Source organism: Gammaproteobacteria bacterium (genome assembly GCA_029882975.1).
Lineage (GTDB): Bacteria > Pseudomonadota > Gammaproteobacteria > SZUA-152 > SZUA-152 > JAJDNG01.
Genome location: JAOUJW010000002.1, coordinates 105,618 through 131,991 on the forward strand (window position 1 = coordinate 105,618; position 26,374 = coordinate 131,991).

Sequence of the window (26,374 nt, forward strand, 5' to 3'; positions counted from 1 at the left end):
AAACCAATGTTTTGAATGAATTTTTATTTACCACCACCAAAGCCGCCACGTACACCGCGATGAGTACTACCCTGTCGTACGCTGTGCTTTTCGATGGAGGGCTCCATCACATTGACATCATACAGAGTCATATAGGCAGCCCCGGCGGTCAAACTAAAAAACATAGCCATGAGGAATTTAGTCATCATCGTCCTCGTAATCCCCCCACCGCTTAGCCTCAAAATGCCCGCGACTGAGGGGTAATGCAACTAAAGACAACAACAGCAAAACGGAGGTAATGATAAAATAACGGGACACAATAATACCCTCACGCACCGTCACTGCCAGGTTTCGGGGTTGCGCGACGGCACCGGTCTCGCCTGTCCCCCCTTCCCCAAAAACATTCAACTCATACTGACCGGCCTGTGGGACTTTGAAATAAGCACTGGCACTGCGAGACCCTTCACTCCAGTGCTCCCCGCCTTCATACCCGGAATAATAAGACACCTGTTTGTTCATAGAAAACAACGGCACACCCTGGTTGAGTACCTGGATATCAAACCAGGCCCAGGCATTGTCCAGCGGAATATTCAATTCCACTGACAGCAGTTTACCTGAATCATTCACATTGAAAGGAATGGTTTTTTCACCTGCCAGATAGTCCTCACTGGTCAAGACTGAATTTACCAATACATTGCCACTTCCAAGCATCAAAACCAGTAACAAGAAGACAATATTTACGGGTAAAAAAATCTTGGCTGCCGCAGATAAACCCGTGCTGAGAGAACCGGCGATATGGGGTTGGGCACCGTGGATTTCAGAGGGTTTTTCCGGTTTCCCTTTGAGTTTAAAAGCGGTATAAATCTCCTCGGCGGGCATGTATTCCCCCAGGGAGTATTCCAGCTCTTTATCCTTTTTCTCCTGTGTATATATATACGGCGGACAAATGGCGTCTATGAGTTGAACTTTATCCCCTCTATTTGCCACCCAAGTGAGCTCGCCTTCCACATAGTCGATTTTTGCCGTATAGCTTTCAAACACCTTAAAAGTCATATGTTTTGCACTAAAGGTAGATTTTTCGGCCGATGAGATTCTTTTGTTGGGTAAATCGCGGACACGACGAGAGAAGATAAAATGCCCACCATCCACCTCAATCCAGGCGTAACCGTGAGTAGGGGAAAAAATAGAATACTCATACCAGATGGAATCGTGTGAGCTGTACTTAATCACCCCAATAACCGTAAACTTCACCCCTTTGATTTTTCCAGTGGACCCCAAAGGAATCAACAAAGGCGCTTTTTGCGCGGTGTATTGTTTCAGAACTTTATATTCGTCTTTAGCATCCAATACACTACCGCAGTAACCGCAGGAAATGGACTCAACCCGGTGGCCACCGTGCAATTCCAGAGGGGCACCGCATTGCGTGCAGTTGATGGATTTGAGGTTTTTCGACGCTCGAGTGGATAAGCTCACCGGTTAACCCCATCATATCCGAGCGGTTTAATATCAAAGGGGTCAATCCAACTACCTTTAAACAACAAAGAGTCATCACCAAAACATTCCAGCGTGAATAGCACGCCATTATGTCCGGACAAATGGGCATAGTCGTGTTCGTCTCCCGGAAAAATCACCTCAGGTAACTGCCCTTCCAAAGCGACGCATTTACAACTGTTCTTTTCCGTCACCAGCAAATTCTGCGCATCCAGATTGATGCTTGCACCCACTTCCAAACTATCACAGGATGGAACCGGTGATTTGAGTGTCATGGGGGATTCAATGGCGATGTCGCCTTCGTCCACACTCACCCACATACCTACACCGCGGGAATTGACCACCCACCATTCGTCCCAATAACCACCGCCATAGTCGAACTGAACCCGTCCATAGGTTTCAAAAGTCATGGAACGGTAACGATAGGTTTGGCCCACGCTGAACAGACTGGGTTGCTCAATGACGACAGACTTCACGCCGGCGTGTTTCACGGCATTGTCTTCCAGAAACAACGAAGTTTTACAACTGGAACACACCAGCAGTTTGGCAAATTGCATTTGTTCGGGTGCCGGTGCTCCGCAAACCGGGCAGTTCAATGCCATTATGTTTTTATCCTTAATGGGTTGGGCGGCTTAGAGGCTTAGTGGCTTAGTCCACCACAATGATCACCCTTGCTTCTACGCACAGCTTATTTTGCCAGCTTATTACCACACTCGGAACAAAATTTGGAAGTTTCTTCATTAATGTGGTTGCATTCCATACAACGGATCATAATCTTCGGTGCTTGCGGTGCTCCTTGTGCCGTTCCTTGCGCTCCGCCTTGCGGCTGTTGCCCGGTGAGAGCTCCGGCCATCGCCGTTCCCACTGCCATACCCACACCGGCACCCACACCAGCCCCGGCCAAACTGCCCCCGTCACCACCGGATTTGGCGAAATCGGAAATGGAATTGGCCGCCTGAAATTTAGTGTAGTCATCCAAATTACCTACGGCAACCATACCCGCGCGTTGATCCAGTACTTTTTCCACCTCCGGCGGCACAGACACGTTGATAACAAAAAATTTCTCCAAGCTCAGCCCGAAATCTTTGAAAACCGGTTGTACAGCCGGCTTTAGTGCTGTAGAAAACTCGTTAAGATTAGCGGCGTAATCCAAAAAAGGAATTTTGGATTCCGCAATAAAGTCGGTAAAACCGCTAATAATCGCGGCTCTTAGTTGATCCTCAATTTCCGAGACCTTGAATTCTTGGTCCGTACCACTGACATCTTTCATCAGCTTCACCGGGTCATCTACGCGCATGGAGTAATTTCCAAAAGCGCGAATGCGTAACATCCCGAATTCGGGATCACGCAAGGTAATGGGATTTGGAGTGCCCCATTTCACATCGGTAAACTGGCGCATATTGAAAAAATAGACCTCGGATTTAAAAGGCGTATTAAATCCGTGAGTCCAGTGTTGCAGCGTAGACATGACCGGCATGCTTTCAGTGGTTAATTTATAGTGACCCGGAGCATAAACATCCGCTATCTTGCCCTTATAAACAAACACTGCAGCCTGTGACTCTCGCACAATGAGAGAGGAGCCCATTTGAATTTCTTTGTTGTATGTAGGAAATCGGTAAACCAGGGTTTCGTCCGAGTCGTCATCGGTCCACTCGATGACGTCAATAAATTCACCCATTATTTTGTCAAATAAACCCATTTTCCGGCCCTCCGGTTTTTCTATTTACATGATATTCAAATGAACTTCGAAGATTTGATAAAAATTTTCGGTTTAAGTTCCCGTTTCACGTTCGCTGCAACAACTCTTGTGCCGTAGCGTCCCTTTGCAGCTGTTGCAGCTCCTGCCGCTGGAGCACATCTTTTACCGCTTTTTTAAAAAAACTGTGCAAAGCACTTTTTAAATGATGTAACACTTGCTTACTGTGTATTTGGTTCAACACACTGTACACGGCCAAGGCGTAGGTAATGTCATATTGGGACAAATAAGCCGCCCTGTCATTGGACGGACCTTGGCAAGAGCCACAAGATGTCACGCGGACATTAAAAGCACTATTAGCAAACATAATGCCGAAACCCATATAGACTGCCAACACTTCTGTCGTGTGAGGCCAATTTTCTTCACCTCCGGGGGGTAATTCCTTCGCCTGACTGCCCTGATACATTGCCAAGGCGTGAGCAAGTGAGGCGATCAAGGCTTGTGGATTGGTTAGCTGTATGGGATTGTAGGGCACAGGTAAGACAAGATCGGGATTATTCAGGTTCCCATCCCATTGCAGAGGCGGGGCATTTTCCATTTGCTGCAAGGGAACAAGCTGTAACGGCCAATGGTTCATCCCAGCGTACTCTGACACTTTGGAGAATATCAATGCCGCCATAGCATCGGGGGAATTTTCTTGCCCAGGAAAATAATCGTTAGACGGAAAGATAAGACGAGGATTTAACAAATCGTTGAGGTTGTGCTGCGCCCAGGCGTATATATCAAACAGCCACGACACCGTTTCTTCATCTAATATGGGGCGGGAGCTCCAAAACATAAGCAACCTCCTGATTCAAAATCGGCAGTCACTATAACATTGTCTTAAAGGAAATACACCAGAGCCCGCCTACATATTAGCCACAAAGGTCCCCCACTCAGGATGCATCAGAAACTTGCCGGATTGTATACCCTCGTCATAGCGCCGTAAAAAATCCGCCAGGTTGTCACCCAGCAGAGGACGAGGCTCGTCATTATGGATAAACTCGATGATCTGACCTTCCTGACCTTCATAGCCGGGATGCATATCCAAGCAGTAATGATCACCAGACACCTGAAACGCAAAGGGAATCCAACGCGGATGCCACCAAATGCTACGCACTGGCCCATCGTCCTCACCTTCGACCCGCATTTCGTAGTGACTGTCGTACATGTTTTTCAGCATAAGCCAGGTTTTGCGTATATTCTCCAGTGGCATCAACTCAAATCCGTCGGGGAAAAGGGCGCAATCTTCCGCCTGTCCGTTGGCCAATTGATATAACTGTCGAAATTGCATCGGCAGCCGCACACCAATCAAGCGTTCCAGGTCATCCAACATGGAACTGGTAGCTGGTGCTCGCAAACTGTAGGCAATTTTGGGGTAATGGATTTTGCAAAACCCAATGATGGAGTCAAAATATTGTTTAATACTTTCAGTATCAGGGAGCTGATTGTTATTCATAGCGGCTCTCGTGTAGTTGCTCGTGTAGTTACCCGTCTCACGAGAGCCAATTGCAAAATTCAGGCCTAGGGCCTATAGTCGTAATGTGAACTAAGTCACAGAAATCAAACGCGATATTTCAAAACAGCAACGGCTAGCCTGGGGTGGTTGCTGTGGCAGACCTGGTCTTCCTTCCAGTAAACATATGTTTAATGTCATAGCCCGCTGCCAACACCGCCGGTATGGAAACCAGCGTGACCGCTGTGGCAAAGACCAAACCCCAGGACAAAGCCAATGCCATGGGCGAAACAAAGGGATCCATGCCGCCCCATCCATACGCCGTAGGCAATAAACCCACCACTGTAGTGGTTGCCGTTAACAATACAGCCCGCAAGCGCCGCCGGCCTGCCAGCACGATGGCCTCATGAGGCTCTATGCCACTTTGCACTGACCGTTGGATAAATACCAACAATATCAGAGCACTATTCACCACCACCCCTGTAAGCGCCACCATACCCAACATGGACATAAAAGATAAAGGCATGGGCTTCCAAAACATATCGTGCATATAAAAGCTAATTACTATACCAATGGCGCCAAATGGGATGGCCAGCATCACAATAACGGGATACGTCATATTGTTAAACTGTATGGCGAGGATAAAGAAAATACCGATCAAAGCAAAACTAAAAGCAACTACCAGACTAATCAGCGATTCCTTGTTTTGTTCTTCCTCGCCACCATAATTTACTGACACCTTATCTGTCAGATCTCCCAACCATTGCGCCTGCTCAGTTCGCACTTTTTTGTTGAGTTCAATGCTGGTAATTTTGTCCGAATCAATGTCCGCCACCACATTGACTATGCGTATCCCTTCTTTGTGCCGGATGGTAGTAAAACCCGGTTTTTGTTCAAAACGGGCAATTTTGTAGAGAGGCACCAAACCGTCGCGATTGTTGGGAATCAATATACGTTTCAATTGGCCCAATTGATCTACCTTACCATCGGGATATCGAATGGTGACGTCCAGCTCCTCCGTACCGTGACGCACTGTTGACACCACCAGTCCGCCGGAAGCCGCGCGAATGTGACGGGACGCTGTCGCCAAATCAATACCCGCATAGGTAGCCAGCTTACGATTCAGAGAAACGTGTAACTCGTTATCACCCCGCTTTAAACCGCTGTCAATACCGGCCACTCCAGGTATGGTCTGGAGAAAATCCATGAGGCGTTGAGCAGCCGCTTCACTGGCCTTATTGTCGTAACTGGAAATTTCCGCTTCCAATGCACGCCCCAATGGTGGACCGGGACGGATTTCGGTAAAGTTAATTTCCAATTTCGGATATTTAGCAATAATAACTTTGGCGAGACGATGCATTTCCAACAAAGCGTCATGGTCAGGCCGTCCAATGGCCGGCGTGTAAATTGCCCGCAGTTGGCCATAGCGGCTTCCACGCATGGTCAGAGGGTCGCCTTGATCAATGGATACATCTCCACTTTTTATGACAGTGGCTTCAAGAAAGGTATGATCAATATTGGCTTTGATATCGGCATCGATTTGACGCAAATAACTGTGCATTTTTTGTAAGCTGGTACCCGGCGGTGCGGTCACCCGCACCACGTATTCCTCCACCCCTGCCGGTGGAAAAAGTTGAAACGGTAAGGTCTTCGCCAGCATTAGCGCTGCCACCAAGCAGGCAAAAGACAGGAACACCGTAATCCAGCGGTGCGCCACCGCCTTGGTCAACACCCAGGTATACATTCTATCCAACGCCAGCAACCAAGCACGTTCCGGCGGATGTTTGTCTGGATTCGTCACAAAAGCGACATGGCTGGGCAAAATCAAAAACGATTGCAGCCAGGACAACAACAGCAAGGTAATCACAACAATGGGAATGGCAATGATGAATTTGCCGATTAATCCTGACATAAACATCATGGGGATAAAGGCCGCCACGGTGGTCAGGATGGTAGTAGTCACCGGCCCCAGCAAATCCACGGCTCCCCGCACGGCGGCATCCTCGGGATGCATGCCTTGCTCCATATGGTAGGTAATGTTTTCACCCACAATAATGGCATCGTCCACGAGCATACCCAGTACCATGATAAACCCCATCATGGAAATCATGTTCAACGTAACACCGGAGGCGTACAAGATAAACAAACCGCTAAGGAAAATAATGGGCAAACCCAAGGTGGTGGTCAAAGCAACGGATATGCGCAAAAACAACAACAAGGACACAAATACCAACACCAATCCCACAATACCGTTGTTAGTCAACACTCCAAGACGCATACGGGCAAAGCGGGAAAAATCCTGAAACGGGGTGACACTCACATCGCCGTATCGATCTGGCACAGTTAAAATATAGTCTCGCACGGAATTTACAGTATTGATGATGTCCGCATCGGATTTTTTTAACACCATCAGGGAGAAACCCGGTTTTCCTCCCACACCGTGTAAGGTTTGCGGCTCCACTAAGGTTTCCTGAACGTCGGCCACATCTCCTAAACGCAGCAGATCACCACGTTCATTAGCACGTAACACCAGTTTTTCCGCATCTTTGGCACTACGGAACTCTCCCACTACACGCACCACTGCCTGCCCTTCTTTGGTATCGATATCACCACCCGGTACGTTTAAATTCCAACCCCGTAGTGCCCGTTCAATCTCACCGGTGGAAATACGCTCCTGGGCCATCCGCTCGGGCTTAACCACAACACGAATTTCCGCTTTACGGTCTCCCAACACCATAACCTGCGCCACCCCCGGCACGGTCAGCAGATCATCTTTGATCTTATCCCCCAGGCGTTTGAGCTCCAGGTCCCCCAAGGGGGCAGATATAGCCAGACGCATAATAGGAAACACCGAACCGTCGACCTCTGTGACCACCGGATCATTGGGAAGATCGGCGGGCAACCGAGCCTTGTTTACGGCCAAGGTCACTTCGTTAGCAATACGGTCCCGATTGCCGGCATCAGGGTCTAACTCCAGGGTTATGCGGCCGGAGCCGGGAAACGACATGGAAATCATTTTATCGATTCCACCCAGGAGGCGCAGCTGTTGCTCAATAGGCGTGACTACCAGTTGCTCCACTTCTTTGGGAGAAGCACCGGGGTATATAGCTTCTACCTGGATACGATCCAGACTAACATTGGGAAAAGCTTCACGATTAATAGCGAACATGGCATACAATCCCAAACCCAATAGGAAAATGGACACCAGGTTAACCACCAGCGCACGACGCACCAGAAATTGTATTATTTTCATTAAAAATAGACTCTAAGATAAATCAAGTTTGGGTAATTCTATATTTTTCCAAATAGAACCACGCAATAAATATAGTTGGTACATCCCGCGGATAAACTCCAGGCGCTGTAACACCACATTAAGTTCAGCAGTAGCCAGTTGGTTTTCAAACTGAATAACTCGGTCGATATCTATGCGGCCCTTTCGGTATCGTCGGTCGGCATCATCCAGTTTTTTGCGTTCACTCGCAGCGCTGTTTTCAAAAGCCTGTAGAGATTCCCGTATGGCTTTTATTTGTGCCAGTAAAGCTGCCGTCCCATAATGCAAGTCTTCCAGCACCTGCTTACGTTGTTCCTTTATCGCGCCATGCTCATATTGCGATTGGCGGATAGCAGCATCAAGGCCGGATTTATCCAATCCGCTACGGTATTCCACGCTAACGCCGCCAAGCAATTCAGAACTGTCCCGCTCCCCTAATGGGGTACTGCCTTTACTCATTTGGTTTCCCAAATGCAGCACCAAGTCCATCCGATCCTTTCGAACTTCCTGTTGCCGGGTAATTATATTTTCCACGGATTCCAAACGTGTATCCACTAAGTGTAATGTGGGTGAATACTGTTTTACCTGATCCGTGATTGCTGAAAAATCCAATTCGGACAGTGACACTTTATCCGTGTACGCCAAGTTCAACACATCATCCCAACCGCGCCCCATTAAACGGTTCAGTGTAATGAGTTGCTGCACCCAGGCCAATTCCAGTATTTTCATTTGTGCCTGCTGACTGTCCAGTTGCGCCACCACCTGTAAGCGGTCTTTGTTTTCCGCAATTCCCAGATTCAGACGACTGCGGGTAAACTGTTCCAGCCGCTGGGTTCGCTGCAAGGCCAGATTCATATTATCCATACGGCTTTTGGTAGCCACGGCATCAAAAAATACCGCAATGACACGTTCAGCAATCGTATCGTACTTCACTTGCCGATCCGCCTTAGCCAGATCTACACTTAAATCCGCATCTTTAAGATCCAAAGCGTAGTCCGGAGCACCGGCACCTTGCTGCAGGGGACGACGATAGTTCAGGTCCACCCGGTTGCTGTTTAGGGGATTGGGTTGTAACGGGGAATCGGAATCTTCCCGTTGATAGCCACCGGACACGGAAAGCTCTCCACCGGATTGCAGCTGCCGCTGCACCCCACCTCCAAGTTCCAAACGCTGTACACTGTCACCAAAAAATGACAAATCTTTGGCTAATCCTGCTTGGGCTTGCAATTGCCAACCCAGGCGGCTCTTCACTTTAATAGCATTTTGATAGGCTTTTTCCACCTGATAGGAAGCCGTTTTCAATGCCGGATAATGATGCACTACAGCCTGCAGCACCTGCTCCAAAGTCATGTCAGCGGCCTGAGCTGTCCCGGAAGCAGCAAATACTCCAGCCAATACAATTGTGCGTAAACTCAAATTCTATCCCCTTTGCCTTGTACAACCGGCCAATATCAACCCATACTAACTAGCATACTAAGGCACAAAGCGCAAAACCGAACACTATTTCAAACGGAAAATATAACAATGAAACTATGGATTTACAATTGGACTATCCACAATGAGATAGGCAGCTGTATTTGTGAAACATTGTAAAGCTTCGCCCTGCCCCCCCCCCCGAGACACCCGTTATAGTAAGTGCCGATTCAATATCCCCAAGACTGCACCGTCCTCAACAAATTTGGAGCGCAACTTGCTTTGAAACAACTTGCATCGGGACATCCTGATCAAACTACATACAAAGTCTACATGACTTTTATTTCAACTGGCACTTATAAATTCCAGGTCTATAGTTAGATAGACACCCGAGAGGCGGTTTTCGATCTGACCTCTCCTGCTGCGAATATTTTCCGGAGGAATCAGTTAATGCAAGGCCTAACCAACAGTATCCATAAACTCGCAAAATTTGAAACGAATAAATCAGCCCGCGAAAAATCCATTGAAGCACTCAACGGTATTATTTCCGACATCAATTCAGGGATAAAAATATGGCAACAATTCTCGAGTGACGCCGCCAAATCCAAACAAGCAGGTTTGTTCGGCGGCTGGGCTAACTTCAAAATAGAAACTAAGTTGTTCGAGTTACAGCTACAAGCCAGAGACAAAGCCAACACAGCATCCGGTGGCTGGTCCAGCCTGGACGCCCCCTTGATTGAACAAGCCTACACAAAGCTCCATGATGACCAGACTGCCAGCGATGCGGTTAACGCTGCCGTAGACACCATGAAAAACCGCATTGACGCCATAAAGCAATTAATTAACACCATCAAAAATACGGTTCCCAGCAAATCCAATGCATCAAAGGCAAAACCGGTCGCAACCTCAAAACCCGCAAGTGCAAAAAAAACAACCCCGAAAAAGAAAGCCGTAAAGAAACCGGCAGCGAAGAAAAAGGCGGCTCCCAAAAAGAAAGCAGCTAAAAAATCCGCGGCCAAGAAAAAGGCGGCCCCCAAAAAGAAAGCGGCTAAAAAACCCGTAGCCAAGAAAAAGGCGGTTCCCAAAAAGAAAGCAGCTAAAAAACCCGTGGCCAAGAAAAAAGCAGCTCCCAAAAAGAAAACAGCTAAAAAACCCGTCGTGAAGAAAAAGGCGGCTCCCAAAAAGAAAGCCTCCAAGAAAAAAGCCTCTGCCAAAAAGAAAAAATCTCGTTAACCACAGTGGATAATTAAGCGCAAACCCCGCTCATGGCGGGGTTTTTTGTGCCGTTGAAACGGTTATTGAGGCTTGGGTTTACTACTGTCCGGCTTGCCGGACTTAGGCCTGGGCTTGGATTTTGGCTTAGAGTCCGAGCGATTTCCTCGGCGTTGGTTGTTCCCAGGCGCTCTTCCTCTTTTATCCTGACGCGGTTTACGAGGGGGAAATACCGGAGCACTGGGCTGGACCAACAACGCCTGGTCCAAGGCCTGTACCGGGATTTTATGACCAATGTATTCTTCAATATCCGCGAGAGAAAAGGAGTACTCCTCGCAAGCAAAGCTTATGGCATGCCCCGTAGCACCCGCCCTGGCTGTGCGCCCAATTCGGTGCACATAATCTTCACTGTCCTGGGGCAAATCATAGTTGATCACGTGACTGATCTCGGGAATATGCAACCCACGCGCCGCGACATCAGTCGCAATCAGAATTGGGATTTCACCGTTAGAGAATTCCTGTAAAAAACGCTGCCGTTTTTTCTGAGGTACATCGCCGGATAAAACAGCCGATTTACACCCGTTGCCCTGCAAATAAGCGTACACCCTTTCGGCGGCCCGTTTGGTGTTGGTGAAAATCATGGTCCGGGTAAAATCCTGTGTGGACAACAACCCCAGTAACAAGCTGATTTTCTCTTCCATAGCCGGAAAAAACACTGACTCGGAGATATTCTTGGCTGTCACTTGCTCCGATTCAATCACCACATGTTGCGGATTATTCATGTGCTCATAGGCCAATTCCGAAACGCGTGTGGACAGAGTGGCGGAAAATAAAAGATTCAGGCGCAGGTCGGGTTTAGGCATGCGCCGCAACAAATAACGCACATCCTTTATAAACCCCAGATCAAACATGCGATCCGCTTCGTCCAGCACCATCACCTGAATCGATTTAAGGTTGATCAACTTTTGCTTAAAATAATCAATAATCCGTCCCGGCGTCCCAATGAGAATGTCGACACCGCTTTCCAGCACTTGTTTCTGCGAACCGTAACCGGTGCCTCCATACACCAAACCTAACTTAAAGTCGGTGTATTTACCTAATTGAACAGCGTCATTATGAATTTGTATGGCCAACTCTCGCGTGGGAGCCAACACAATCGCCCTTGGTTGATTTGTGATTTTTTTCTCGAGGGGATGGTTCAAAAGATAAGCATATAGTGCTATCAGAAATGCTGCCGTTTTCCCTGTGCCGGTTTGCGCCTGCCCGGCCACATCCTGTCCTGCCAGTGCGATGGGCAGAGTTTCGCCTTGAATCGGCGTACATTGGGTGAATCCCAAGTCTGCTGTGCTCTGCAACAAAGCCTTGGGAATATCCATAGCCGCCATGGTTATGGGTTGATTCTCTTTGTTATTCAAATCGTTACTATTCAAATCCCGTACCGCGCAGCTGTCATTTTGACCAATCCGAATGGCCGCTGCTGTCACCAAACCGGAATGGGCTGCAAGCATAACCCATATGCGCCGTGTGAGCCAATGACTCGAGGACCTGAAAAGGAAATCAGCCCTGATTAGCCTGTATTAGATGGAACAACCGAGAAATCAATACTTCGTTATCCTGTTTCACCACCACGAATTGAATCCTTCCGGCATAGTGTACAGAACGGTCCCCTGAGTTGGTCACGGAAACGACCAAGCGGGCCTTACCGACAGCTTTGTCGCCACTGTACGACCATTTTAGCCCCTGTAACGCCATTTGCCGTCCCGAAGTGGTAAGAAACAACTGCTCATATTCAGCTTTGATGGCATTTAAACTGGACTCGTTATTGTTAGTGGCATCCAAGGTAAACAAGGCGGTAAACTTAGATATGTCGCCGCTCTCGTACGCTTGCACAAACTGCCCGGCAATGTGTTGCAGCTGCTCGGCTGTTGGGCGCCGCTGCAACAGAACTTGTGCCTGCTGCGCCGTATCACTGGTGCGGCGCGATAATTCCGGTGCTGCATGGGAAATTTCGTGTTGAGGCATCAATACATTTGGCACCTCCAGCACTGTATCAAACTCGGACTCTGCAGCTGTGTCCACCGGAGCTTGAGGCCCAATGTTTCCGATAATCACGGTACCCGTGTCAATTTTTTGAACAATATCGGTTTTTTGACCTTCTCCCAACCTTTGTTGGTTTTTTACTTTCCCAGCTTTGGGCGACCCCAGCTCGATACTTAAATTTGCCGCCAAACCAATCAGTAGACGTTGCCGCTCCAGCTTATCCTGACTCATTTTATTTTCAGTTGCATAACGCTGCAAACGCTGAACAATGCCGTTTTCCATTAACTGGAACCAAAGCGTTTCCCGCATCTGCTTCTGTTGGATATAGGAATGACGTTGCCACGCAAGCGCCACGGATAGAATGTCCGCTTCGGTCCAATCGTCCGTTTGTACTATCCGCAAAGCCTCATCTTCTAACTTAAACTGCTTACTATTCACTTCTCTGGACTCAATCAACTTACGCTCCATGACCTTGACGGATTGCAGTGCATCTTGTTTGGAAACCGATACCGAATCGGTTTCTAAAGGAGCCCCGGTAGAAACGACATAAATCGCCGTAACCACACTGCATAACAAGGCCAACCAGGGCATAAAGACCATGACACCCAAGGGTTTTTCTGGAACGGCTTGCTCTAGTGGTGCAGTAACAACCGGCGCTTTAGCACCGGGCATGGGAATCACTTTTCCCATGATTTGTGGAGCATAGTCTTTGTGTGGAGACTGCTTAGGCATATCGACATCCATTGATAAAATTGATCAAAGAACAGCCATTCTACAATTCGACTTATCTAACAGCAATTTCTGCTCTTAAAATCACTGATTTATTTTATTTTATTATCAAACGGTTAGATCCCATCCGACAGTCGGCCCATGCAAAGCGACGACTGTTATTTGATTTAACTATATCTGTAATTTTTTATATATGGATTAAATATTAAAAAAACACGCCCCGCACAGTGTGGGGCGTGTGAGTGCGCCGGGCTAGAAGGGGGGGTGGTTTTGTCGCCCGGGTAGAAACTGAATATTTCAATAAAATTGTTAACCGTTCACCAGCACCATTCTTGGCATTTCCTTTTGCACGGCATTGCACGCCGGCATTTGCAGCAACCAGGATAGAAATGCATGTTCCGGTAAGGGCCGGCTAACAAAGTTTCCCTGCGCGCCGGTGCAACCCAGTTCGCGCAAGTAATACAGCTGATTCATGTGCTCCACTCCCTTGGCTACCACTTCAACACCTAATTTATTCGCCAAGAATAAAAAGGACTCAAATACCGCGGCACCTACTTTACTGGCTTGCGCATTGCGAGTGCAGGACATTTCCAGCTTGACCGTGTCAATCAGGCCTTCCGGACAATCTGCTAAAAACTTCAATTCCATACTGCAGTCATCCAGCGCAATACCGAATCCCATTTGCTTCAACTCTTGCAATGCGGCCATAGCAGTAACATCGCTGAAAAAGTCACTACCGTGGACTTCAAATTCTATTCTTGTGGAGTTCATCAGCTCTTTAAATTCGCGATCACTGATGTATCTTTGAAATATCGTTTTAACCGTTTCCAAAAACTCCGGTTGTCGTAATTGAGACTGGGAAACATTGATACTGACCTTTGGAAAAACAACATCTCTCATTTTCCAAACCACCAGTTGCTTACAAACTTCACTGAAAACCCAACCACTGACTTCGTTCAACAACCCTGTCTCTTCAAATAAGGGGATAAACTCTTCCGGAGGAATATCACCAAAACTAGGCTCCTCCCACCGCAACAACGCTTCAACTGCGTCAACCTTTCCCTCTTTTACATTAAACTGCGGTTGGTAAATCAAATAGAGTTTTCCATGCTCTATACTGTCCCGCACCAATCCTGGCAGGGAGCAACGCTTCACAATCTCCCGAACATACATGGAACACCACGTAAGGATATCCACCTGGGGGGAAGCTAAGGTCCGGCTGGCAACCATAAACAACTCCTACAACATACAGCTTCGATTGTTAATGCGTCACTCCCTTGTCCCTCTTCGCTCCTTCGGCTCCTTGCAGCCTCCTTGGCAAGCTTTTCCTTGATAAAGACAATCATCCCGTCATCTTGTACCAAGTTATCGGTTTAAACTTGAAATCCATCACACTTTTTTGTGGCTATTATGTTAAACCCTTCAACAATGAGTTAATCATTCGCATATTTAGCAACAACAATCTTGCATATTTGTTAAACAACACAAATAGGAATTTTAAAACCGGCAAGTCCCTTTGCCACATTCATCCCTGCATACCACTGCAAATCCCTTTGCAAGACACCATCCATGCATACAACCAACCGGCAAGTCCCTTTGCAGACATCCATCCCTGCATTAACGCTGGCAAGCTTCGCATCCCTTCAGACCAATCCCTTGAATCGCCAATCCATTGGCGGCTTAGTCCTTAAAAAATCAGCTTATCCTTGCGATCCTTGCATACTGCATCCCTCATGATGGAAAGTATTTGTCAACTCCTGTTAACATTTTACTGCCGATCATGCCTATAAAATGCATGTCACAGGCCAAACCACGTTGACAAAATGTAAGCTTTTATGACACAAACCGGGGCGGTGCAAGCGCTTATAGCGACTTATATCATTAGCTATCTTTAATCTAACGAACCTTTCTTACATCAAGAACAGTCTAATACAAAACCAATCTCGAAAGCGTAGACTGGATTAGCATAGCGTAATACGGCGGTAGTTTTGAACATTGACTTCCCTATTAAGCAACCGAACATGTAGAGGTAAAACCTCACCTTTCGCACGGCGGGCTACGGGCACAACTCTCACCTTGAAATCCGTGCCCACCCTTGCACGCGCTCAACAATGATGACTCGACAGTGGGGTATGGGTGTGTCTCATATTCCCGGTTCTATTCGTCTCACCCAAAAATACAACGAAGCGCCGTTGTATTTTTGGAGTTGCGATGGCAGAAGCAAGATGGTATCTACATATTCCGCTATTGGCACGATCGCTGGTTGGATTGGGGCAACGTAATCCGACATCCCCATCTCGCCGCAAGCATCAATGTTAGAAAATGATTCCAGCCAAGAATCGACAGTGGATGGGGTTTCCGCAACGACCATCAAATGATCCCCAAGCGTTGAATCTGTGGACATAAACACTTGCACACAACGGAGTTGTAGGCTTTAATCATTCCTTTTTGCATTTACTAAGGAAAAGTCATGCTTTGTTTTTTGCACGACAACAGCAGCAACCCCACCAACACACGAAAATACACCGACCATTTAAACTTGGTAGAAGATGTTCAAAACGCGGAAGTCATCATGGTGGTTGGGGGTGATGGCTCCATGTTACAAGCCATTAGTTTGTACCAGCATTTAAATATTCCCTTTATGGGTATCCACGCGGGCACTCGCGGTTACCTGATGAACAATTTTGAAAACGCAGAACAGTTTAAACAGAGCCTGGACAAGGTCACCTATGAAGAGCTGTGGATTTTGGAAGCCATCGCAGAATCTGCAAACCGACAAACCACTATCTACGGCTTTAATGATATCTGGATATCACGCAGCAGCGGTCAAACCCTGCGTCTGCAAGTGACTATAGACGATGTACTACAACCCAGTATGATTATTGGTGACGGTATACTGTTTTGCACCCCGCAAGGGTCCACCGGCTACAATCTGGCTCTGCGCGGCAAAGCTATCTCACCGGGAGTTCCTGTGCTGCAGGTGACACCTATTTCCTGCATGGTCAACAAAGCCCCGCTGGGTTCGGTGATTCTGTCTGAAACGTCGATAGTCAGTGTCTCCTTGGGTCAACTGGAAAAACGACCGGCTGCGGTTTACCACGACGGTAGATTGGTGGAAATGGGACCCGTGGAAAAAATCACCGTCAAAAAAAGCGACCGTACAGTTAAACTGGGCTTCATTGAACGTTATTCATTTAAGAACAAAGTACCTTCCTGGCAATTTCTAACCTAAAAGGCAATGGAAACCGTGGCCGGCACTTTGCCAAGTCAACGGTATGCATTTACAATGACGCAGATCACCGAATCTGAGCCGATTCGATGGGGGTCAATACACGTACGTAGATCCAACCTAAACAAAAAGGAAGTCTCTTGCCTGATCCGGTAGCCAACACCCCCCATTCGTGGGCAGAATCTTTAAGTGTATATCGCAAACCTAAAGTTTTAGCTCTATTGTTTCTGGGCTTTTCCGCGGGACTCCCGTTCCTTTTGGTTTTCGCCACGCTGATTACCTGGCTGAAAACCGCCAAGCTGGATATCGCCATTATTGGCTATTTCAGCTGGATTGGAATCACTTATTCCATCAAGATATTCTGGGCTCCCTTTGTCGACAAATGGCATACCCCGTTTCACAAATTGGGGCACAGACGCGGCTGGATGCTTTTGGCTCAAGTGGGCATTGCCACCGGGCTCATACTCATGAGCCTTACCAATCCCTTGGACCACCCCTATGAAATGGCCTGTTTTGCCTTATTGGTAGCCTTTTCATCCGCCACCCAGGATATCAGTATCGACGCCTACCGAATCGAAGCGGCCGCACCGGAATATCAAGCTGCCATGGCGTCCATGTACATATTGGGTTATCGTTTGGCAGTCTTAACTTCCGGTGCAGGGGCTCTGTTTTTGGCGGAAGATCTCTCCTGGTCTGCTTCTTATATGATTATGGCAGCCTGTGTCAGCGTTGGGATGATTACGGTATTCCTCCTGCGCGAGCCGGAAGCGCGCGATCAGGAAAGACAAATTATGCCTCGACAGCTGGTCGTGGGTCATTTTCAAACCATTACCCGGTCACTCAAGTCTCCCTTGCTGCAACAGGGATTTAAAGTTTTCAGTGTATTGGGCTTGGGAATATTTTTATTGTTCTTTCAAGTTATTTTGTTGGTGTTTTTTATCATTTTTCCGGTCGCTGTGGGTAACGCCATTCTGGGCCTGGTTTTCGATGCACGACTGTTTGACACCGAGCAATTATTCATCCACTACAATACTTTGTTAACCGCTTTAACCACCATCGCTATTGTGTCAACGGCTGTGGTCCTAGCCCGTCAAAAACACGAACCGTTCAAAACCCTGAGCGACTGGACCATGGGCGCGGTTATCGGGCCGTTTGTGGACTTTTTCTATCGATTCGGCATTATAATCGCCGTCATGGTATTGGCATTGATTGCTATCTACCGAATCAGCGATATTTTTATGGCCTCAATGGCCTATGCACTATATGTAGATCTGGGTTTCGATCTGAAAGAAATCGCCAGCATTACTAAAGTCTTCGGTTTTGTCATGACCATTATAGGCGCAGCGCTGGGAGGTATACTGGTAATGCGCTACGGGGTAATGCGACCCTTATTGGTGGGCGCTGTTATGGTTGCTATCACAACCCTGTTGTTTGCCCTGTTGGCCACTAAGGGCGAAAGCATCGTTTGGCTTGCTATTGTTATCATGGGAGATAATATCAGCGCGGGCTTGGCCCAATCCGCATTTATTGCGTATTTATCGGCACTGGTAAATAAGTCCTATACAGCCACTCAGTACGCCCTGTTCAGCTCCCTCATGACTTTACTGGGAAAATTTCTCAGTGGCTTTTCCGGCGAGATCGTCAAAGCGGACGGCTATGTCTACTTTTTCATTTATGCCTCTATAATCGGAATCCCCACCATATTGCTCATCATCGCTTTAATGATGAAAAAACATGTGCCGGAACAAGTGCAAAGGTCGAGTTGACAGAGGCGGCCCTGGAGTTTAACTTGTGTACAGTGACTAAACAAAACATTTGTAACTATCTGTTTTTTCAAAATAACAATTACTACAAACCGCTCTGGTCCAGACTTGAGTGTACTTGAACCGGCTTACCCGTTTGAGTAAGCGTATTGACTTAGTGTATATATTACACTATTATTAAAATAGTGACACTACCGATTAAACGCGATGCCATACAGTTATCAGTACCCTCATCCTGCCGTAACAACGGACATTGTTGTATTCACCATTCGTGAATCCCAACTGAAATTGTTGTTGATAAAGCGCAAAACCACTCCCTTTAAAGGCAAATGGGCACTACCCGGCGGTTTTGTCGCTATCGACGAGGATATTGCCGAGTGCGCAAAGCGGGAGTTAGCCGAAGAAACCGGTGTCAGCGGCGTATATCTGGAGCAACTGTATACCTTTGGTAAACCCAAACGCGATCCCCGAGAACGAGTTATCAGCATCGCTTATTTCGCCCTGATACCATCGGATCGCATTGAGCTCAAGGCGGCCACGGACGCAGAAGCGGCCGAGTGGTTTGCACTGCAAGAGATCCCGGATTTGGCCTTCGACCACAAAGATATTGTGCGAAAAGCAAAAAAACGTCTGGTAGCCAAGCTGGACTATTCCACCATCGCCTTTCAGTTCATGCCCCCCAGTTTCACCCTTAGTGAACTGCAAAAAGTGTATGAAATCATACTGCAGGAAGACCTGGATAAAAGAAATTTTCGTAAATGGGTTTTGGCCATGGAAAATATCGAGGAAACGGGCGAAGAACGCCGCGATGGGGCCCATCGACCGGCACGATTGTATCGCATCAAGAACCCGGAAATTGTAGAATTCATCAAGTAGGCAGTTTACTGTATAAAAGGCTCTAATCAATGAACACCAGAATTAATGAAGCACAAATTTGGGAAAAGGTCCGCAGCGCCATGGAATACGTATCCGGTGATGACAGCCTTGCCGAGGCTAAAAAAGCGGAGCTTCAAACGCGGATAATCACGCTATTAAAAGAAAAGGATGCCGTTCTGGTTGCCCATTATTACACCTCGCCGGAGCTGCAAACCCTGGCGGACGCCAGTGGTGGTTTTGTTTCCGACTCTCTGGAGATGGCTCGCTTTGGCACCCAACACCCAGCGAAAACCCTGGTGGTAGCCGGGGTACGTTTCATGGGAGAAACCGCGAAAATCTTAAACCCGGAAAAACGCATACTGATGCCTGATCTGGATGCTGAATGCTCCCTGGATTTGGGGTGTCCCGACAAGGAGTTCATCGAATTTTGCGATGCCAACCCAGGCCGTACGGTAGTGGTGTACGCCAATACCAGCGCCAAAGTCAAAGCTCGCGCTGACTGGGTAGTCACCTCCAGTATCGCGGTGGACGTGGTAAGACACTTACACCGGCAGGGTGAAAAAGTTCTTTGGGCACCGGATAAACATTTGGGCTCCTATGTACAGCAACAAACAGGAGCGGATATGTTGATTTGGGACGGCTCCTGCGTAGTCCATGACGCGTTTAGATCAACTGCTATAAAAGACCTTATTAAAGCCAACCCAGACGCCGGGGTCCTGGTTCACCCGGAATCACCGGCAGATGTCACCGCCTTGGCGGATGTGGTGGGCTCTACCACCGGTATGATTGACGCCGCCGTGCGCCTGCCCAACAAAACCTTTATAGTTGCGACAGACCGCGCCTTAATTCATAAAATGAAACAAGCGGCACCGGACAAAACCTTCTTGGAAGTGCCCACCGCCGGAGTCGGGGCAACCTGCATCAGTTGCGCCCACTGCCCCTGGATGGCCTTAAACTCCCTGGAGAAACTGGCACAGGTCCTGGAAACCGGTAAAAACGAAATCCATGTGGCTGAAACCGTGCGAGTACAAGCCGTAAGATCACTGGAACGCATGGTGAACTTTAGAAATACCTTGTTGGCGCAAGCTGTTAACAACTAGTTCAAAGCGCCCGTAGCTCAGCTGCCACGTCCTGGCGGGCCACCGCTCGGGCATCGTTTCCTCCCGTTCGCCTCTCGCGAAGCGGTGCTTCGCACAAAACGCTCGGCTCACCCTCTCGGGCGCGCCATTTTATTTTGCATTTACCCACTTATGTATAAATCTGCGCTAACTCACAGCGATGGTACGGATTTTGCTCAACCGTATGGATAGCCAAGCGATTGAAGCAAAAACTCTTTTCCAACAAAGCACCGAAGTGAGCATCGATAATCTAATCAATTTCCACTTACAAACCAGCCAGATCCTAACCACTCCGGTTTGGAAACCTTTGCGCTATCTGAACTTCTACCGAATTTTCTTAGCGGCGCTATTTGCCATTCCCATATATTTCGAAAAAGACCTGCCTATATTGGGTTCGCACAATATTATGTTGTTTTTGTTGGTGAGCCACAGTTACCTTCTTATCAGCATGTTCAGCGGTTTCGCTATCCACTGGAAGAAACCCAACTATAAAACCCTGGCCTACGGTCTGTCGTTTCTGGATATCACGGTTTTAACCTTGCTCATGCACGCCAGCGGCGGAATTCAATCGGGACTGGGGCTACTAATAGTCGTAGCCGTTGCCGGCGGCAGCTTGCTCACCGAAGGACGAACGGCACGATTGTTCGCTGCCATGGGAGCCATCGCCATTCTCACCGAACAGGTGTATTCTCAGTTTGAAGATATTCTGCCCACCAATTACACCCACGCCGGTACCCTCGGCATCACCCTGTTCGCCATGGCAACGCTGGCTCATGTATTGTCCCGAAGAATACATGAAACCGAAGCCATTGCGGCACAACGTGGCATTGATCTGGCCAATATGGCTCAGGTCAATGAATTCGTCATAAAGCGGTTACAGTCGGGAATCCTGGTGGTAGACCCTCAGGAAAATATTCGTCTCATCAATGATGCTGCGATACAAATGTTGGGCTTGAAAATACACCAGGCTAGTGGGGAGCTAAAATTCGCGTCCAAGGAAATCTCCCAACTTTTGCATTCGTGGAAAAAAAACAAAACTCCTACCGACAAAATTGTCAGATCCCATAAGGTGGATATCTTACCCAATTTTACCCGCCTGGGTACCGACAATAACTCCGGCACCTTGATTTTCCTGGAAGACAGCACGCGGATGTCGCACCAGGCTCAACAAATGAAACTGGCTTCTTTGGGACGTTTAACCGCAGGAATCGCCCATGAAATTCGCAATCCTCTGGGCGCCATCAGTCATGCGGAACAATTACTGGCCGAATCCAATAATTTGGATCAAGCGGAAAAGCGTCTGACTCAGATCATCCACACCCATACCAGTCGTGTAAATGCCATAATAGAAAATGTTTTGCAACTGAGTCGGCGCGGTAACCGTGTCGCCGAAGATATGGTATTGAAACATTGGCTGGACAAGTTCCTGTTGGAATTTCGACAAAGCGAAAATATTCCGGAACACGAAATTGGCGTAATCTTTAATCACAACCCCACGGTTAACATTGACCCTTCACAAATGCATCAAGTGCTGTGGAATATCCTGCAAAACAGCTGGCGCTACAGCGCCCAACACATCGGCAGCCCCAAATTGGAAATCTTTGGTGGTGTCGTGGATGGACATCCTTACCTGGACATTGTGGACCACGGACCGGGCATTGACCCCGAAACCGCGCAAAGCATTTTCGAACCCTTTTTTACTACGGACGCCAAAGGCTCCGGGCTGGGCCTGTATATTGCAAGAGAGCTATGCGAAATCAACAAAGCCCGCTTAAGTTATTTACCCATGCGTACAGGCGGTAGTTGTTTTCGCATTGAATTCAGCAACTAAGCCGTGACCATGAACCATCAGGCACTGATAATAGATGATGAACCCGATATTCGGGAACTACTGGAACTGACGCTGGGCCGTATGGATGTAGGTAGTCACAGCGCGGCCAATGTTGCCCAGGCCAAAAGTCTGCTCGAAGCCTATCCCTTTGATATGTGCTTGACGGATATGAAACTTCCAGACGGTAATGGTTTGGAAATTGTGCAACACATTCAAAAAGCCTACCCTCACATACCGGTTGCGGTAATTACGGCCCATGGAAACATGGAAATGGCGATCCAAGCGCTTAAAGCGGGCGCCTTTGATTTTGTTTCCAAACCCGTGGATTTGCAGATTCTGCGCAAACTGGTTAATACCGCATTAAAAGTCTCACACGATTACCCCTCTACGGATCGGCGCTCCCGCGACACTCTACTTGGAGAATCGGAAGCCATGCGCCAGACCCGTGCCACCATCACCAAGGTGGCACGTAGCCAAGCCCCCATCTATATCAGTGGCGAATCGGGAACCGGAAAAGAAATGGTGGCACGACTCATACACAAACAGGGACCGCGTCGTGATGCCCCTTTTGTACCGGTAAACTGTGGTGCCATTCCCACAGAACTGATGGAAAGCGAGTTTTTCGGTCACAAAAAAGGAAGTTTTACCGGCGCCTCCGTGGATAAAGAAGGCTTGTTCCAAGCTGCTGACGGAGGAACCCTGTTTCTGGATGAAGTCGCCGATCTGCCAATAACCATGCAAGTAAAACTTTTGCGTGCCATACAAGAAAAATCCATACGCCCTATCGGCGCCACCCAGGAAGTGGCAATCGACGTGCGCCTGCTCAGCGCCACACACAAACCGCTGACCGAACTGGTAGCGAAAGGCCAGTTTCGCCAAGACCTTTTTTACCGAATCAACGTCATTGAAGTAGCAGTCCCTCCGTTGCGCGGACGCCAAGAAGATATCGCTCTACTGACACGCTACACGCTGGAAAGGTTACAAGAGGAATGGCGACTGGAACAAACTCCGCAGTTGGAATCTCCAGCGCTCCAAGCACTGCAAAACTACTCATTCCCCGGCAATGTTCGAGAACTGGAAAACATTTTGGAGCGGGCTGTTACACTTTGCGAACAGGGACTAATAAAAACTCAGGACCTGCGGTTACCTGGTGAAAACACAGAGACTTCTGTGAAACAAAATCTCCACGTCATACAAACCCAAGCCCCAATCAAATCGGATAGCGCAGACAGCTTAGAGCCTTACTCACTGGAACACAAACTGGAAGAAATTGAAAAAGCGTCTATATTAGCCGCGCTGGAGAAAACCAAATACAACAAAACCGCAGCTGCAAAGCAACTAGGCATGAGCTTTCGATCATTTCGATATCGCCTGAAAAAACTGGGATTGGAATAGTTTCTCATTATCTCAGTATCCGAATAACAAATATCTACACTCTACTTAGTTACCCCCACAAGCGAATCACACAAGCAAAATCATATAGTTAGGCTGTGTTTCGCGTAGTTTCCACCTAAAGCTCGTGGCACAATGTTTGCTTAGATTTCTGTATTTCTGCGAAATACGATATTATGATTAACGATAAAAAAGTTGTAGTCGTGATGCCTGCATATAATGCGGCTCTCACATTGGAACGAACTTATAAGGAACTGCCTCGGGACGTAGTGGATGAAGTGATTTTGGTAGATGATTGCAGCCGGGATAATACCGCTGAAATCGCTCATCGCATCGGCATCCGCCACATAATCATACACGATAACAATAAAGGCTACGGCGGTAATCAGAAAACCTGTTATCAATACGCCTTAGACTTGGGGGCCGACATTGTAATCATGGTACACCCCGACTACCAATACACCCCTAAGCTGTGCACAGCTATGGCATCGCTTATTGCTGAAGGTGTTTATGATTGCGTGTTAGGTTCGCGTATTTTAGGTACTGGAGCCCTCAAAGGAGGCATGCCTCTCTATAAATATATAGCTAACCGGTTTCTCACTTTTTTTCAAAATGTTATGGTGTCGCATAAATTATCTGAGTACCACACCGGATATCGCGCTTTTTCTAAGCGCTTATTGGAAACCATCCCCCTACACCTCAATGATGATGATTTTATTTTTGATAATCAAATGCTGGCACAAATCATTTTCCAGGATTACGACATCGGTGAAATCACGTGTCCGACCAAATACATGGACGAAGCCTCCTCTATCAGTTTGCGACGATCCATTGTTTACGGTTTAGGTGTATTAAAAACTTCACTGGAATTTCGTCTGAGCAAAATTCGGCTGTATCGATCCAAGAGATTCTACGGAATTGAAACCACGACGAATCAACAACATTCCAATCCCGGAGCGTAACTACATGAACGCATATAAAGAAAGATGGCCGATATACGCCATCTTGTTAATTATAGGTATCGTTACTTATGTATCCTATATCGACATCATACATCACTCGTTTATTGATTGGGATGACAACATGATGATCGTAGGAAACCAGCATCTACGCTCATTTACTCCGGAGAACCTGCAATGGATGTTTACCAGCGCGTATGCTGCGAATTGGCATCCCCTCACATGGTTGAGCCTGACGGCAAATTTTGTTACCACTGGTGAAAATCCACTATTTTTTAAGATGACCAATATCTTAATCCATATTTTCTCGGCTTTTGTCCTATTTTTAATAAGCGTAACTGTGCTGCGTTTGGTTAATAAAAATTTTGTCACGCAAAATTCCGCAGCACTTCTAAACGAAACACAAATCACCGGCGCTGGTCTTCTTGCCTGCCTGCTGTTTGCCTTACACCCGCAACATGTAGAATCCGTCGTCTGGATTTCGGAACGAAAAGATGTGCTGTGTGCCCTGTTTTATTTTCTAACAATTTTATTTTATCTAAGACACAGTGATGGTGGAAAACAATCCGACTACAACATGACCGTATTATGTTTCGTACTGGCGATTATGTCCAAGTCCATGGCACTAACCTTACCTGCCGTGCTCATACTGTTAGACCTATATCCCTTAAAACGCTATAACAGCAATATTCCGCTCAAACAAAATATAGTCAACATACTACGCAACAAGTGGTTTTTTATAACCACGGCCGCTATTGTTGCTATCATTACCGTCACGACTCAGAGACGAGAAATTAACCTCGAGACCTTTAGCCTTTTTCAAGGAGCGGGCAACACATCGATCGCCTTACTCAAATACGCTTGGAACGTGCCGTCCCCCATTGATATAGCGGGTTTCCACCCCTATCAAGACATTGTATTGAACTCATCATGGCAGTTATGGCTCCCGATTTTTGCGCTATTCGCTATATTTTTATTCACTTACCTGCTCTACAAGAAAGGGGTTTACGCACCGGCAGCAACATGGATGTTTTATATTATCACAGTACTACCCGTATCCGGTGTCGTACCCATTGGGCAAGCTGCTATGGCGGATCGATACAGTTATATCCCCACCAGTGGATTTTATATTCTACTGGCCATGAGCGCCGTCTTACTTTGGAAAAAATGCAGTACCATCTCATTGAAAGCAACATGGTTCACAGTGATGTTTGTTTGCGTTGCATCGCTCAGCAAACTGACAACGGAAAACACTTTACATTGGCGCAACGAAGAAGATTTATGGAAAAGTGTCATCGCCATGTATCCCGACAGCGCAGATCTGGCATACTCCAATATTGGCGCAATATACGGCAACCGAGGAGATAAGCAACGCGGCGAAATGAATTTTTTGAAAGCCGTGCAAATCAATCCCAAAAACACTGACGCTCTTAAAAATCTCGGTATATTTTATGAGCGCAATCAACCCATAATTGCAGAAGAATATTACAAGAGATTGGCCGTAGCCAAACCCTACAGTTCGAGAGGCTACATTACCCTAGGCGACTTCTATGTTTATCAGAAGCGGCACACCGAGGCCTATGAACAATACCTCATGGCCGCAAAAACCGGCGAAGTAAACCCCGAGTTGCTCATGAAAATGGCCTATCTGAACTACCGCGGCAACCAATACCGCCAAGCGATACAATTACTCGAACAACTATTCGTGTACGATAGCAAGCATATCCACGGCTTGGAACTCTTCGCACTGGTACAAAAATTACAAAACAATGCCGGTGTGGCGAGAAAAACCGCTGAAACGCTTTTATCTCTGCAACCGGAAAATCAATTGGCAAAAGACGTGTTGGCAAGTTGCGATATTGATAAATGCAAGTAATCGA

At 47.4% G+C, this 26,374-nt stretch carries 20 protein-coding genes; 9 read left to right on the forward strand and 11 right to left on the reverse strand.

Translation table 11 applies throughout. The features are described from left to right. Positions 1 to 23: 23 nt before the first annotated feature. The 8 genes from OEY58_02240 to OEY58_02275 all read right to left on the reverse strand — a co-directional run bounded on the left by OEY58_02240 (position 24) and on the right by OEY58_02275 (position 9,348). A complete protein-coding gene (locus OEY58_02240; protein ID MDH5324260.1) occupies positions 24 to 188 on the reverse strand; it encodes a hypothetical protein in 165 nt (54 codons plus the stop codon). Continuing rightward, on the reverse strand, positions 178 to 1,452 hold the full coding sequence (locus tag OEY58_02245) for a DUF4178 domain-containing protein (protein ID MDH5324261.1): 1,275 nt from the start codon (positions 1,450 to 1,452) through the stop codon (positions 178 to 180). The genes OEY58_02240 and OEY58_02245 overlap by 11 nt, the downstream gene beginning before the upstream one ends. Continuing rightward, on the reverse strand, positions 1,449 to 2,072 hold the full coding sequence (locus OEY58_02250; GenBank protein MDH5324262.1) for a DUF4178 domain-containing protein: 624 nt from the start codon (positions 2,070 to 2,072) through the stop codon (positions 1,449 to 1,451). Before OEY58_02250 ends, OEY58_02245 begins: the two co-directional genes overlap by 4 nt. Before the next feature lie 86 nt (positions 2,073 to 2,158). Next, positions 2,159 to 3,169: an SPFH domain-containing protein gene (locus OEY58_02255; GenBank protein MDH5324263.1), complete on the reverse strand. Its 1,011-nt coding sequence runs from the start codon at positions 3,167 to 3,169 to the stop codon at positions 2,159 to 2,161. An 85-nt stretch (positions 3,170 to 3,254) separates the two neighbouring features. Further along, positions 3,255 to 4,004: a hypothetical protein gene (locus tag OEY58_02260; protein MDH5324264.1), complete on the reverse strand. Its 750-nt coding sequence runs from the start codon at positions 4,002 to 4,004 to the stop codon at positions 3,255 to 3,257. Between the two features lie 69 nt (positions 4,005 to 4,073). Then, positions 4,074 to 4,664, reverse strand: a complete 591-nt coding sequence (locus tag OEY58_02265) for an SMI1/KNR4 family protein (GenBank protein ID MDH5324265.1) — start codon at positions 4,662 to 4,664, stop codon at positions 4,074 to 4,076. Positions 4,665 to 4,797: 133 nt separating this feature from the next. Further along, positions 4,798 to 7,914 (reverse strand): efflux RND transporter permease subunit, encoded by a 3,117-nt coding sequence (locus OEY58_02270; GenBank protein MDH5324266.1) that lies wholly within the window; start codon positions 7,912 to 7,914, stop codon positions 4,798 to 4,800. Positions 7,915 to 7,926: 12 nt separating this feature from the next. Then, entirely contained in the window at positions 7,927 to 9,348 is a 1,422-nt protein-coding gene (locus OEY58_02275; GenBank protein MDH5324267.1) for a TolC family protein, read from the reverse strand. A gap of 447 nt (positions 9,349 to 9,795) precedes the next feature. On the opposite strand from OEY58_02275, the gene OEY58_02280 reads away from it, so the two are divergent. After that, on the forward strand, positions 9,796 to 10,578 hold the full coding sequence (locus tag OEY58_02280) for a hypothetical protein (protein MDH5324268.1): 783 nt from the start codon (positions 9,796 to 9,798) through the stop codon (positions 10,576 to 10,578). Between the two features lie 62 nt (positions 10,579 to 10,640). Here OEY58_02280 and rhlB read toward each other — a convergent pair whose 3' ends face one another. The 3 genes from rhlB to OEY58_02295 form a co-directional block, all read right to left on the reverse strand. After that, positions 10,641 to 11,942, reverse strand: a complete 1,302-nt coding sequence (gene rhlB / locus OEY58_02285) for an ATP-dependent RNA helicase RhlB (protein MDH5324269.1) — start codon at positions 11,940 to 11,942, stop codon at positions 10,641 to 10,643. 172 nt (positions 11,943 to 12,114) lie between these two features. Next, positions 12,115 to 13,329, reverse strand: a complete 1,215-nt coding sequence (locus tag OEY58_02290) for a hypothetical protein (protein ID MDH5324270.1) — start codon at positions 13,327 to 13,329, stop codon at positions 12,115 to 12,117. Between the two features lie 306 nt (positions 13,330 to 13,635). Next, complete coding sequence (locus OEY58_02295; GenBank protein ID MDH5324271.1) at positions 13,636 to 14,556, reverse strand: EAL domain-containing protein; 921 nt, start codon at positions 14,554 to 14,556, stop codon at positions 13,636 to 13,638. 1,240 nt (positions 14,557 to 15,796) lie between these two features. Here OEY58_02295 and OEY58_02300 point away from each other — a divergent pair. The 8 genes from OEY58_02300 (at position 15,797) to OEY58_02335 (ending at position 26,370) form a co-directional block, all read left to right on the forward strand. Continuing rightward, positions 15,797 to 16,558, forward strand: a complete 762-nt coding sequence (locus tag OEY58_02300; GenBank protein ID MDH5324272.1) for an NAD(+)/NADH kinase — start codon at positions 15,797 to 15,799, stop codon at positions 16,556 to 16,558. Positions 16,559 to 16,695: 137 nt separating this feature from the next. Beyond that, positions 16,696 to 18,321, forward strand: a complete 1,626-nt coding sequence (locus OEY58_02305) for an MFS transporter (protein MDH5324273.1) — start codon at positions 16,696 to 16,698, stop codon at positions 18,319 to 18,321. A 204-nt stretch (positions 18,322 to 18,525) separates the two neighbouring features. Next, positions 18,526 to 19,194 (forward strand): NUDIX hydrolase, encoded by a 669-nt coding sequence (locus tag OEY58_02310; GenBank protein ID MDH5324274.1) that lies wholly within the window; start codon positions 18,526 to 18,528, stop codon positions 19,192 to 19,194. Between the two features lie 80 nt (positions 19,195 to 19,274). After that, positions 19,275 to 20,294, forward strand: coding sequence for a quinolinate synthase NadA (gene nadA / locus OEY58_02315; GenBank protein MDH5324275.1), 1,020 nt, complete (start codon positions 19,275 to 19,277; stop codon positions 20,292 to 20,294). A gap of 202 nt (positions 20,295 to 20,496) precedes the next feature. Beyond that, complete coding sequence (locus OEY58_02320; GenBank protein MDH5324276.1) at positions 20,497 to 22,143, forward strand: ATP-binding protein; 1,647 nt, start codon at positions 20,497 to 20,499, stop codon at positions 22,141 to 22,143. Positions 22,144 to 22,152: 9 nt separating this feature from the next. Beyond that, entirely contained in the window at positions 22,153 to 23,538 is a 1,386-nt protein-coding gene (locus tag OEY58_02325) for a sigma-54 dependent transcriptional regulator (GenBank protein MDH5324277.1), read from the forward strand. Between the two features lie 173 nt (positions 23,539 to 23,711). Further along, the gene (locus OEY58_02330; protein ID MDH5324278.1) at positions 23,712 to 24,497 is read left to right on the forward strand and encodes a glycosyltransferase family 2 protein; all 786 of its coding nucleotides are present in this window, start codon (positions 23,712 to 23,714) and stop codon (positions 24,495 to 24,497) included. 4 nt (positions 24,498 to 24,501) lie between these two features. Then, positions 24,502 to 26,370, forward strand: a complete 1,869-nt coding sequence (locus OEY58_02335; GenBank protein ID MDH5324279.1) for a hypothetical protein — start codon at positions 24,502 to 24,504, stop codon at positions 26,368 to 26,370. The last annotated feature ends 4 nt before the right edge of the window (positions 26,371 to 26,374 follow it).